The sequence below is a fragment of the Paramuribaculum intestinale genome, assembly GCF_030759015.1.
GTDB classification, from domain to species: domain Bacteria; phylum Bacteroidota; class Bacteroidia; order Bacteroidales; family Muribaculaceae; genus Paramuribaculum; species Paramuribaculum intestinale.
Genome location: NZ_CP098825.1, coordinates 476,734 through 488,932 on the forward strand (window position 1 = coordinate 476,734; position 12,199 = coordinate 488,932).

Consider the following 12,199-nt stretch of genomic DNA (forward strand, 5'->3'; position numbering starts at 1 on the left):
ACAAAATGGCTAATTTTTATACCGATAATCCTGATCTCAGACATCATCTCAACCATCCGTTGATGGAGAAGATCGTCGAACTCAAGGAACGCAACTATTCCGATGCCGCCAAATATGACTATGCGCCGATGGACTTCGCCGATGCGATGGATTCATACGACAAGGTGCTGGAAATCGTGGGCGACATCTGTGGCGGCACTATCGCCGACAACGCCGAGGGAGTGGATCACGACGGACCGAAAGTGGAGAACGGACGAGTGATATATGCGCCCGGCACACAGGAGAATCTTGATCTCTGCCGCAAGGCCGGCCTGATGGGCATGGCTATGCCCCGTCGTCTGGGCGGACTCAATTTCCCGATCACTCCGTATATCATGGCCGCTGACATTGTAAGCCGTGCCGATACAGGCTTCGAGAATCTCTGGGGACTGCAGGACTGCGCCGAAACAATCTATGAATTTGCCGATGAGGATCAGAAGCAGCGCTATATACCGCGCGTATGTCAGGGCGAAACCATGTCGATGGACCTCACCGAGCCTGATGCCGGATCCGACCTCCAGTCGGTGATGCTCAAGGCCACGCAGAAGCCCGACGGCAGCTGGGTGCTCAATGGTGTTAAGCGTTTCATCACCAATGGCGACAGCGATATACACCTCGTGCTTGCCCGTTCGGAAGAGGGCACCCGCGACGGCCGCGGCCTGTCGATGTTTATCTACGACAAGCGCAACGGTGGCGTGGATGTGCGCCGTATCGAGAACAAGATGGGTATCAAGGGTTCGCCGACATGCGAGCTTACCTATAAGAACGCTCCGGCCGAGCTCGTTGGCTCACGCCGTATGGGTCTGATCAAATATGTGATGGCTCTGATGAACGGCGCCCGTCTGGGTATCGCCGCTCAGTCGGTGGGCGTCAGCGAACGTGCCTATCGCGAGGCTCTGGCGTATGCCAAGGACCGCAAGCAGTTCGGCAAGGCTATCATCGAGTTCCCCGCTGTGGCAGAGATGCTTTCGGTGATGAAGGCCAAGCTCGATGCGTCGCGCGCGCTGCTTTACGAGACAGCCCGCTTCGTGGATATCTACAAGATCTATGAGGATATCGCAAAAGAGCGTTCGCTCACAGCCGACGAGCGCAAGGAAATGAAGCATTACAGCAAGCTTGCCGACGCATGCACTCCGCTTGTGAAGGGTATGGGCAGCGAGTATTGCAACCAGAATGCCTACGACTGCATCCAGATACATGGCGGCTCGGGCTTCATGAAGGACTATGCCTGTGAGCGCGTATATCGCGACGCACGCATCACATCCATTTACGAAGGCACCACGCAGCTTCAGGTCGTGGCAGCTATCCGCCACGTCACCACCGGCAACTATCTTGCCATGATCCGCGAATATGAGGCTCAGGCCGTGCGCGAGGATCTGCAGTGGATCAAGGATGTGCTGATCGGTCTGACAGCGCAGTATGAAACTGCTGTGTCTGCCGTGACAGCGGTCAACGATACGACTTATACTGATTTCATGGCTCGCCGCATGGTGGAGATGGCCGGCAATATCATCATGGGATACCTGATGCTCTCCGATGCCAACCGCAACGAAGGTTTCAGCCGTTCGGCAGGTGTTTACTGCAAGCTCGCGCAGAGCGAGGTGGCTCGCCACGCCGACTTCATAGCCGCTTTCAATCCCGCACAGATCGACCTCTACAAGGCAGAATAATCGCCTTCCGGAGGTATCAATCCGCATAATCAGGCGCTGTGTCAAATCCTAGAATTTGGCACAGCGCCTTTTATTGTCCGGCTCTTAACAATCTTTACGGATGTATCGGTGTGTAGTTATGCAACGAGTGGCTATATTCGCGTCATGAAACGTCTGTTATGTTTTATTGTCGTCGCGGGTTGTATGGTCATGGGTGCTCTGGCTCAGGGCGCAGCCGATATCCACGGACCATATCTGCGTATTGTAGAGCAGGCCGACAGCGCCTGCGCGAAGGCCGATTGGCCGTTGGCCGAGAGTCTGTTTCTCAAAGCCATGAGACTCGAACCCGCCAATGTGTCCAACGTGCTGCTTATGTCAAATCTCGGCATGGTGAGGTTTTATCAGGGCAATGACTCTATGGCTCTGTCGACGCTCGACGACGCGTTGCGGATGGCTCCGAATGCCACGGTGCTGATATCCAACCGTGCCAAAGTGCTTTCGGCCATGGGACGTCAGAGCGATGCTCTTGCTGACTGGGAACGTGTGCTGGAGATTGATTCTTTGAACGTTGACGCGTTGTATTTTCATGTGCTGGCAACGATAGGCGCTGGCGATTCGGTGGCTTCTGTTGCGGAACTGCAGCGTCTGGAACTGCTGGCGCCGGATGATGTCCGCACCAATTTTGCCAAGGCGACGTTTCTGACCAGCAGAGGGCTTTACGCTCAGGCGGTAAGCCCTCTGCGCAAGGTAGTGGAGGCGAGTCCGCGAGCCGAGCATTATGCGTCGCTGGCTATAGCCCACATGATGAGCGGCAGCCTGTTGGAGGCGGCCGACGATATTGCGCAGGGGCTGGAGATTGATCCGGCCTATGGAGAGCTGTATCTCTATCGGGCGCTGCTCAACAGACTGCGTTACAGGCCGGAAGATGCCAGAGCTGATGCGCGCCGTGCCGTCAGCCTTGGCATTCCGATGCGCAGAGCCGAGCCTCTGATGTAGGATGGCAGCTGACAGGCAGAGCAGTGGTGTTGACCGGATAGGTAAGTTCCATAGACGGAACAATCGACAGCCGGAATGGCGTGCGAATGGCGTGCGAACCTTTCGCAATGCATATTTGTTGTGTGTAAAAGACAATATTTCAGACATTTTTTGTAACTTTGCAGCGCATAACTGCTTATGATGCACTTTTTACCATAACAAAAATTTAAGAAAGATGAACACTGAAACCATCGGATGTTGGGCCGGTCTGGTCTGGAATGCACTCAATGAGGCCGACATACTCGACATCAAGCAGATCAAAAAGATCACCAAACTGAAGGAGAAGGAGATCTGCGCGGCTCTCGGATGGCTCGCCCGCGAGGACAAAATCAAATTCGAGGAGAGCGAAGACAATAAAGAGATTCTGATCACTCTGGCTCATTGAGCTATATCGACAGAGTGATTGATATCAACCACACAAGAGGCTGCAGCGCTGTCTTCTCATACTGAAGCCCGGCGCTGCAGCTTCTTTGTAGATGTTTTGATTATGACAGGAACCGTAATACGAAATACGGGAAGCTTCTATACCGTGGCTACCGACGATGGTTGCGAGGTGCAGGCGAAGATAAAGGGCAATTTCAGGCTCAAGGGGATTCGCACCACAAATCCTGTGGCTGTCGGTGACCGCGTGGAGCTTGACGGCGATGCGGGCGCAATGCCGTTTATCACGGCTATCATGCCTCGGAAAAATTACATAATAAGGCGTGCGAGCAACCTTTCGAAGGAGGCTCATATCATCGCGGCCAATGTCGATGAGGCGTTTCTGGTGGCCACATTGTATCATCCAGTCACATCTACAACATTTATCGATCGATTTCTGGCCACAGCCGAGGCTTATGCCGTGCCGGCCACTCTTGTCATCAATAAAGTCGACCTGTGTCACTATGACGCTGAGCGCGAGGAGTATCTCGAAGCCGTGAGCTATCTGTACAGGTCGATAGGCTACAGGGTGATGCATACATCCACTCTGACGGGAGAGGGTGTTGACGCCTTGCGTGAGGCAATGGCCGGAAAGACTTCGCTATTTTCGGGCAATTCAGGCGTAGGCAAGAGTTCGCTGATCAATTGTCTGATTCCCGGCATGGAATTACGGACGGCGGAGATTTCGACCACGCATGACACCGGCATGCACACCACCACTTTCTCGGAAATGTTCGCATTGCCTGGAGGCGGTGCGATTATCGATACTCCGGGGGTCAAAGGTTTCGGAACTATTGATTTCGACGCTGCCGAGGTGGGGCATTATTTCCCCGAGATGTTCAAGGCTTCGTCGGGGTGCAGATATGGCGACTGTACCCATACCCATGAACCAGGTTGCGCGGTCAGGGAAGCTCTCGAAGATAGCACTATATCCCAGAGCCGTTATGCTTCATATCTGAGCATTTTGGCTGACTCCGCCCCTGACAAATACCGTAAGCCTTTCTGACCGGTTTATTCGCCGAACATGTCTCGGGTGACCCGGCCTGTTTTCAGAAGATGGCCTACAGCTTTCTTGAAATCTTTTTTGCTGCATTCGAATGCGGCTTGTATCGATTCAGGCGATGATGCGTCGGAGATAGCGATATGTCCTCCGGCTGCCTCTATCGTGGCTGCAATGCGGTCGGCAAGCTGGCGTGTGCGATGCTTGGCATCGGGTGCGGCCGAAAGATCGATGCGTCCGTCGGGACGCACATTCTTCACGTAAGCCTTAAGTTTCTGGCCAACGCTGACCGGACGGAACAGTTCGTCGGAATAAAGCATTCCCTGATGAAGCGAGTCGACCGCACAACGGAAGCCGATCTCGGTGCGTTCGTAGACTACCGCGTCCACTTCCTGTCCGGGAGAAAAAGAGGGGAGCAGGTTGCCTAAGAATTTGCCCAGACGGGCTGAGGCGACGATTCGTTTGGATGCGTCATCGAGATATATGAACACCGGATAATGTCCGCCAATCTTCATGCGTGCCCGCTGTTCGCCGAACGGCACAAGCAGATCCTTCGGAAGCCCCCAGTCGAGAAACGCACCATAGCGGCATGTGCCCACCACTTCAAGCACAGCCACTTCTCCGACCTGAGCTATAGGGCGCTCGGTGGTGGCCACAGGGCGGTCCTCCGAATCATTGTAGACAAACACCTCTATCTCGTCGCCGGGGCGTAGATTTTCGTCGACGTAACGCCGTGGCAGCAGAATTTCCGTATCGGCAGCCGTGTCGTCGGTGAGATATGCGCCGAACTCTACAAGGCGGCTCACCTTTAGGGTATTGGTTTTTCCTATGTTGATCATTTTATATAATTTTGTCGTTGTTTATAAACCATAAATATTCAGATTATGGCGAAGGAAATAGAGCGGAAATTTCTGGTGGTGTCGGATGACTACAAGGTTTTGGCCGATTCGAGCGAACTGATCTCGCAGGCTTATCTGTCGGTCAGGCCTGAATCGACAGTGAGAGTCCGGACGGCGGGCGATCGTGCGTGGCTGACGGTCAAGGGTATCAATCATGGCGCGGAGCGCGATGAATGGGAATACCAGGTGCCGGTGGCCGATGCCGAGGCCATGATAGAGTGTTGTGCGCTGACTGTGCCTCTGCAGAAGACCCGCTGGCGTGTGGGCCGATGGGAGATCGACGAGTATCATGGGGCGCTTGCTCCGCTGACGGTGGCCGAGATAGAACTCGACAGCGTGGACGAGGAGGTGGATCTGCCCGCTTTCATCGGACGCGAAGTGACGGGCGATCCGTATTATTACAATTCCTCGCTCGCAGCTTCGCTTGGCAAGGTCGACCCGATCGATTGACGCAGATCGAGGCGCACAACGTTCTCCACGTGATGCGTGTGGGGGAACATGTCGACCGGCTGAACGGCTGTGACCTCGTATTTGGTGTCGAGCAGAGCCAGATCGCGGGCCTGTGTGGCAGGATTGCAGCTGACATAGACGATGCGTCGTGGTTCGGCCCGCAGTATGACGTCGACCACATCGGCGTGCATTCCGGCGCGGGGCGGATCCACTATCATCACGTCGGGACGCCCGTGCTCGGCGATGAAGGTGTCGGTGAGCACATCTTTCATGTCGCCGGCGAAGAATAGCGTGTTGTCTATGCCGTTGACCTGCGAGTTGAGCTGGGCATCGGCTATTGCGTCGGCCACGTATTCTATTCCTACCACTTTCGATGCCTGTCGGGCGACGAAGTTGGCAATGGTGCCGGTGCCGGTGTACAGATCATAAACCAGCTCGCTGCCGGTCAGCCCTGCAAAATCACGGGCCACTTTGTAAAGTTCGTAGGCCTGAAGCGAGTTGGTCTGATAGAATGATTTGGGGCCGACTCTGAACCGCAGTCCTTCCATCTCTTCCTCTATATACGGAGTGCCGCGCCACAGGCGTATCTCCTGGTCGGCAATGGAGTCGTTGAGCTTGGTGTTGACGCAGAGCATCAGCGACGTGATTTCAGGGAATTCCGCGGCAATGGCATCCATCAGCGCGGCCGTCGGCTCCGGATCGTCGGCTCCGGTCACCATCACGGCCATGATCTGGCCTGTGGATGCGATGCGCACCATCAGTGTACGCAGCAGTCCGTTCTGTGCCCTGAGGTCGTAGAAGGGGAGTGAATGGCGTTTGCCGTAGTCCTTGACAAAAAGTCGAAGTCGGTTGGTGAAATCGTCCTGCAGATGACACCGGTTGATGTCGAGCACCTTGTCGAACGCTCCCGGTATGTGGAATCCGGCCGCGTCGCGGTCGGGTACCTCTTCGCCGCTGCGCAGCTGGTCGAATGTCAGCCATTTGCGGTTGGAAAAAGTGTATTCCATCTTGTTGCGGTATTCCCAGCGGCACGCCGATCCGAGTATCGGGGAGATCTCAGGCAGTTTCACTTTGGCGATACGCTGCAGAGCGTCACTGACCTGCCGCTGTTTGCATTCGAGCTGATAGGAATAGGGCAGATGTTGCCAACGGCATCCCCCGCACACGCCGAAGTGCTCGCATCGCGGCTCCTCACGTATGGGAGATGGCTTGACTATGCGTTCTATATGGCCTTCGGCATAGTGGCGTTTACGTCGGTCGATCTTGATGTCGGCGATATCGCCCGGAGCGCCGAACGGCACAAAAACCACCATCTCGTCGATGCGTGCCAAGGCATTGCCTTCGGCGGCCACATCGGTTATCTCCACCCCCTCAAGCAGAGGCAGGTCTTTTTTCTTGCGTCCCATTATAAATTAAAATTTCTGCAAAGCTACTCATAAATTCTCTAAAAAACAGACTCTGCGGCCGATGGAGAGGGATATTTCCATAAAAAGACAAAAAAAATATTTCGTGGATAAAGGAATTTTCCTAAATTTGCATACTCTCCCATGTCAAACACAGGACGGCGCCGAAGTATGTCGGGGTCGTCTGTAAACCGGATAGAATATCAAAATTCAAATTGCAAAATAACAATTTAATCTTAAAACCCAACCCAATGAAAAGAGTCTACACGTTTGGAGACGGCAAAGCTGAAGGCGAAGCCTCGATGCGCAATCTCCTGGGCGGCAAAGGCGCCAATCTGGCCGAAATGAATCTGCTGGGTATGCCCGTGCCTCCGGGCTTCACCATCACGACGGAAGTCTGCACCGAATACACTCAGTATGGAAAGGCTGAAGTGGTGAAGCGCCTTGACAAGGAAGTACGCGACGCCATAGCACATGTCGAAACGCTGACAGGAAAGAAATTCGACGATCCCTCCAACCCTCTCCTCGTGTCGGTACGCTCGGGCGCACGCGCCTCGATGCCCGGTATGATGGACACCGTGCTCAATCTGGGCATGAACGACGCGACAGTGGAGTCGCTCGCCACCCGTAGCGGCAACCCTCGTTTCGCATGGGACAGCTACCGTCGTTTCGTGCAGATGTACGGCGACGTGGTGCTCGGCATGAAGCCCAAGAGCAAGAACGATATCGATCCCTTCGAGGAGATCATGGACAAGGTGAAGGAAGAGAAGGGCGTGAAGCTCGACACGGATCTCGACGTGGCCGATCTGCAGCGCCTGGTAAAGCTCTTCAAGGGCGCGGTGAAGGAATTCACCGGCAAGGACTTCCCCGATAGCGCGTGGGATCAGCTCTGGGGCGGCATCTGCGCCGTGTTCGACAGCTGGATGAACGAGCGTGCTATTCTCTACCGCCGCATGAACCAGATCCCCGAAGAGTGGGGCACAGCCGTCAACGTACAGGCTATGGTCTACGGCAATATGGGCAACAACTCGGCTACTGGCGTTGCATTCTCGCGCGACGCAGCCACCGGCGAGAATATGTTCAACGGCGAATATCTGATCAACGCACAGGGCGAGGATGTCGTCGCCGGCATACGCACTCCCCAGCAGATCACCGTCGAGGGTTCGCGCCGCTGGGCTGCCCTGCAGGGCATATCCGAGGAGGAGCGCGCATCCAAATATCCTTCGCTCGAAGAGTCGATGCCCGCATGCGCTGCCGAGCTCATCAACATAGCACATAAGCTCGAAGACCACTACAAGGACATGCAGGACATGGAGTTTACCATTCAGGACGGCAAGCTCTGGATGCTCCAGACCCGCAACGGCAAGCGCACCGGCGCCGCCATGGTGAAGATAGCCATGGATCTGCTCCGCGCAGGCGAGATCGACGAAAAGACCGTGCTGAACCGCATGGAGCCGCAGAAGCTCGACGAGCTTCTCCACCCCGTCTTCGACAAGACTTCGCTTAAGAAAGCCAAAGTGGCCGCAAAGGGTCTGCCCGCTTCTCCGGGTGCCGCTACCGGCCAGATCGTATTCTCTGCCGACGATGCCGAGGCATGGGCTGAAAAGAAAAAGAAAGTGGTGCTCGTGCGTATCGAGACATCGCCCGAAGACCTCCGCGGCATGGCCGTGGCTCAGGGCATTCTCACCATGCGCGGCGGCATGACATCGCACGCGGCCGTAGTTGCACGCGGCATGGGCAAGTGCTGCGTCAGCGGTGCCGGTGAGATCCGCATAGACTATAAGGCAAAAACTGTGGAAATGGGCGGCAAGACCTATGCCGAGGGCGACTGGATCTCGCTCAACGGATCGACCGGTGACGTCTATGACGGTCAGGTGCCCACCACCGATCCCGAACTCGACGGTGACTTCGGCGCTATCATGAATCTCGCGGCTAAATATACCAAGACTCTCGTGCGCACCAACGCCGACTCGCCCCGCGATGCCAAGCAGGCACGCCACTTCGGCGCTCAGGGCATCGGTCTCTGCCGTACGGAGCACATGTTCTTCGAAGGCGACCGCATCAAGGCTGTGCGCGAAATGATCCTTTCGAGCGATGTCGAAGGACGCCGTCAGGCTCTCGCAAAGCTGCTCCCGATGCAGCGTGGCGACTTCGAGGGTATCTTCGAAGCCATGGACGGATATGGAGTCACCATCCGTCTGCTTGATCCACCGCTGCACGAGTTCGTACCTCATCAGACCGCTACCCAGAAAGTCATGGCCGAAGAGATGGGTCTGACTCTCGAAGAGGTCAAGGCCAAGGTAGATTCGCTTGAGGAATTCAACCCCATGCTCGGTCACCGCGGCTGCCGTCTGGGTATCACCTATCCCGAGATCACCGAAATGCAGACCCGCGCCATCATAGAGGCCGCTCTCGCCGTGAAGGCACGTGGTATCGACGTTCATCCTGAAATCATGATCCCGCTGGTAGGCTCGCTCAAGGAGATCCAGAATCAGGCCGACGTGATCAACATCACCGCAGCCAAGGTGTTTGAAGAAAAAGGTCAGAGCGTTCCCTACAAGGTAGGAACAATGATCGAGGTGCCCCGCGCAGCTCTGTGCGCAAACGACATCGCCACAGTGGCCGACTTCTTCTCGTTCGGTACCAACGACCTCACTCAGATGACATTCGGATTCTCGCGCGACGACGCTCCCAAGTTCCTCAAATTCTACAAAGAGCACGGCATCATCAAGACCGATCCCTTCGAAGTGCTCGATCAGGAAGGCGTAGGACAGCTCGTCCGCATGGGCGTAGAGAAAGGCCGTTCGGTGAAGCCCGAGCTCAAGGTAGGTATTTGCGGAGAGCATGGTGGCGAACCCTCTTCGGTGAAGTTCTGTGCCAAGCTCGGCATGGACTACGTCAGCTGCTCGCCCTTCCGCGTGCCCATCGCCCGCGTAGCTGCGGCGCAGGCTGCTATCGAGGATTAATCCTTAGTAACTGAAACCAGACAATTAGGTCGTAACACCTTGCTTTGCAGGGGTTACGGCCTAATTTACTCTTAGACCTCCAGCTCATTCCGACACGCTTTCCGAGCAGTTTGAACGTAAATGTTTAGAAATTGCTTAGACTTTTTACCCCCTCTGCTTAGAGCGTGTTTAGAGCGGTGTTTAGAGCGTTTAATCAGCCGTAAATCTCTGATTAATAAAAAAAAGCCCACAGGCATCAAATATTAATCATATATCAAACAAGAGAGTTATGGCAACCCTAAGACCATGCGTTCAGAAGCAACGCTCAGACGGGTACTATCCCGTCTACATCCGGGTCATACAAAACAGAAAACCCGGGTATATCAAAACCGACAAACTAGTCGCACCCTCCTCGGTGACCAAGACCAAGGAAATTCGCGACAACGAAGTACTACGCTACTGTACTCAGCTCATCTCCGACTATACACGTCGTCTCAATCTTCAGGATACGTCTATCTGGACTGTTCAGGAAGTTGTGTCATTCCTACAGACGAAAGAGAGCGATGCGAGTTTCACAGACTACGCGAAGCTCCACATCAACCGAATGATCAATTCAGGTCACGAGCGCAACGCCAAGAACTACAAGATGGCTGTGCAGAGTCTGGAACGATACCTCGGCACCAACCAAATCATGTTTTCGTTCCTTTCTTCAACAGTACTCCAGAAGTGGATAAAGTCGCTCATGAACAAGGCGCGTTGCAAGGAAATGTACCCCGTCTGCATCCGTCAAATATTCAAGGCGGCTATCCTTGAACTGAACGATGAGGAGAAAGGGATAATCCGTATCAAGTTCAATCCATGGTTGAAAGTCTCCATCCCAAAGGCTGACAAGGCTGAACAAAAGGCAATCAGTGCCGAGGAATGTCGAGAGTTCTTCAACCGTCCTCTGCCAAAATCAAAAATGCTGTCCCCTCTGCCGGAGTTCGGACGTGACGTGGCGAAACTTGTACTTTGCCTCGGCGGCATCAACACAGTTGATCTCTACAACATGAAGAAGGTCGACTACTACAACGGCATCCTTCATTACAAGCGAGCAAAGACCCGCCACAGTCGTTCCGACGAGGCGTATATGGAAATGCGCGTCGAACCGTTCATCCAGCCTATATTCGACAAGTATCTCGCCGGAGAAGATGACGAATATCTCTTCATCTTCCATCAGCGATACTGCGATTCCGACAGCTTCAATGCCAACGTCAATTCCGGAATAAAGAAGATTTGTACGGATATGGGCATAACCGACAAGGACAAGAAATACAGCGGCTATACGTTCCGTCACACATGGGCTACCATAGCCCAGAACGACTGTGACGCGAATCTGTTCGAGGTAGCGTTCGGCATGAACCATAGCCACGGTTTCAGAGTGACCCGAGGCTACGTCAAACTCGACTATTCTCCTGCATGGCGGCTCAACGCCAAGGTCATCGAGTTCGTTTTCTTCAGTGACCAAAAGAGCAAGCAGGGAAAAGCCAAGGACTTTGAGGAAACAGAAGACAAGCTCTTCCGTATATCAAAGAAGATGATGATATATGGACGTGCCTACTTCAAAGGCAAAGTCATCGCTGAACTTACAGACATAGGCTTCGGCACAGTCGATTCAATAATCAAGGCTCTCGCAGCCCAGTTCCCTGACGATATTCCGGAAGGCTGCGCCGTACAGTTCCGAATCACCAACTGCGATTCACAGAAAGAGGTGGTTTACGAGCGAACCAAAGGAAAAGGCTTCTGAACCTGCCAAGCCCGAGTGAGAGCGAGCTTCAAAACTCCACATTAGGGAACAGACCCAAAACATCTCCTTGCCTGCCGTGCCGGTCGTATTGACTGGCATGGTTTTTTTATTTCCCTAAAGTCGTAGTCTTACGGTGTCAACTGCCGAGAATACCGGGTGCGATAGTGCGTAAATCCCTTTCTCCATCCCCATGCAGCCACCTTGGAAAGCTGACGATAAAGGAAGCGGATGGCATAGATTATAATTTCTATCGTCCAACGGAATATGAAGAGCGCAATGCGGAACAGCGTCAATACTATCCAGCAGACACCCTTGAACAGCAGGTTGAAAAGAGTGAGATATATGAATAATAGAAGCTCGGGCATAATCGTATTCTTTATGGTTTCCGAGGGAGTATCCCTCATGCAAATATACTAAAAATCAGCGAGTTGAACAAATTTTCAAGTCAATAAATCACACGAAATCAAGTGATTAATTTATTGGCGCTGACATTCTCGTTTCAACAATGATATTGCATCCTATTGAGTGAATTTAGAGGCTTACGAAAGCTCTTTTATTCCCTTATGCACCGTC

The 12,199-nt window shown here is 53.8% G+C and carries 10 protein-coding genes; 7 read left to right on the forward strand and 3 right to left on the reverse strand.

Going from position 1 to position 12,199, the window contains the following annotated elements:
• Nucleotides 1-5 precede the first annotated feature (5 nt).
• From NF347_RS01975 to rsgA, 4 genes are all read left to right on the forward strand, one after another.
• Nucleotides 6-1,709, forward strand: coding sequence for an acyl-CoA dehydrogenase family protein (locus tag NF347_RS01975; protein WP_107036148.1), 1,704 nt, complete (start codon nucleotides 6-8; stop codon nucleotides 1,707-1,709).
• Nucleotides 1,710-1,853: 144 nt separating this feature from the next.
• Nucleotides 1,854-2,684 carry a tetratricopeptide repeat protein gene (locus tag NF347_RS01980; protein ID WP_133165415.1) on the forward strand — a complete coding sequence of 277 codons (831 nt, stop codon included), beginning with the start codon at nucleotides 1,854-1,856 and terminating at the stop codon, nucleotides 2,682-2,684.
• A 214-nt stretch (nucleotides 2,685-2,898) separates the two neighbouring features.
• On the forward strand, nucleotides 2,899-3,108 hold the full coding sequence (locus NF347_RS01985; RefSeq protein ID WP_107036146.1) for a winged helix-turn-helix domain-containing protein: 210 nt from the start codon (nucleotides 2,899-2,901) through the stop codon (nucleotides 3,106-3,108).
• 102 nt (nucleotides 3,109-3,210) lie between these two features.
• The gene (gene rsgA, locus NF347_RS01990; RefSeq protein ID WP_107036145.1) at nucleotides 3,211-4,149 is read left to right on the forward strand and encodes a ribosome small subunit-dependent GTPase A; all 939 of its coding nucleotides are present in this window, start codon (nucleotides 3,211-3,213) and stop codon (nucleotides 4,147-4,149) included.
• A 5-nt stretch (nucleotides 4,150-4,154) separates the two neighbouring features.
• Here rsgA and NF347_RS01995 read toward each other — a convergent pair whose 3' ends face one another.
• On the reverse strand, nucleotides 4,155-4,982 hold the full coding sequence (locus NF347_RS01995; RefSeq protein WP_107681306.1) for a CvfB family protein: 828 nt from the start codon (nucleotides 4,980-4,982) through the stop codon (nucleotides 4,155-4,157).
• A 45-nt stretch (nucleotides 4,983-5,027) separates the two neighbouring features.
• Here NF347_RS01995 and NF347_RS02000 point away from each other — a divergent pair, with 45 nt between their 5' ends.
• Complete coding sequence (locus tag NF347_RS02000; RefSeq protein WP_107681305.1) at nucleotides 5,028-5,492, forward strand: CYTH domain-containing protein; 465 nt, start codon at nucleotides 5,028-5,030, stop codon at nucleotides 5,490-5,492.
• Here the strand turns inward: NF347_RS02000 and rlmD are convergent.
• Nucleotides 5,441-6,898 (reverse strand): 23S rRNA (uracil(1939)-C(5))-methyltransferase RlmD, encoded by a 1,458-nt coding sequence (rlmD, locus tag NF347_RS02005; protein WP_107036142.1) that lies wholly within the window; start codon nucleotides 6,896-6,898, stop codon nucleotides 5,441-5,443. The two genes, NF347_RS02000 and rlmD, sit on opposite strands and share 52 nt — an antisense overlap.
• Before the next feature lie 248 nt (nucleotides 6,899-7,146).
• Between rlmD and ppdK the strand changes: the two genes are divergently transcribed.
• Both ppdK and NF347_RS02015 read left to right on the forward strand, forming a co-directional pair.
• Nucleotides 7,147-9,861 (forward strand): pyruvate, phosphate dikinase, encoded by a 2,715-nt coding sequence (gene ppdK, locus NF347_RS02010; protein WP_107036141.1) that lies wholly within the window; start codon nucleotides 7,147-7,149, stop codon nucleotides 9,859-9,861.
• A 268-nt stretch (nucleotides 9,862-10,129) separates the two neighbouring features.
• Nucleotides 10,130-11,626 (forward strand): tyrosine-type recombinase/integrase, encoded by a 1,497-nt coding sequence (locus NF347_RS02015; protein WP_107036140.1) that lies wholly within the window; start codon nucleotides 10,130-10,132, stop codon nucleotides 11,624-11,626.
• A gap of 128 nt (nucleotides 11,627-11,754) precedes the next feature.
• Here NF347_RS02015 and NF347_RS02020 read toward each other — a convergent pair whose 3' ends face one another.
• The gene (locus tag NF347_RS02020; protein ID WP_133165414.1) at nucleotides 11,755-11,991 is read right to left on the reverse strand and encodes a hypothetical protein; all 237 of its coding nucleotides are present in this window, start codon (nucleotides 11,989-11,991) and stop codon (nucleotides 11,755-11,757) included.
• Nucleotides 11,992-12,199: the final 208 nt, after the last annotated feature.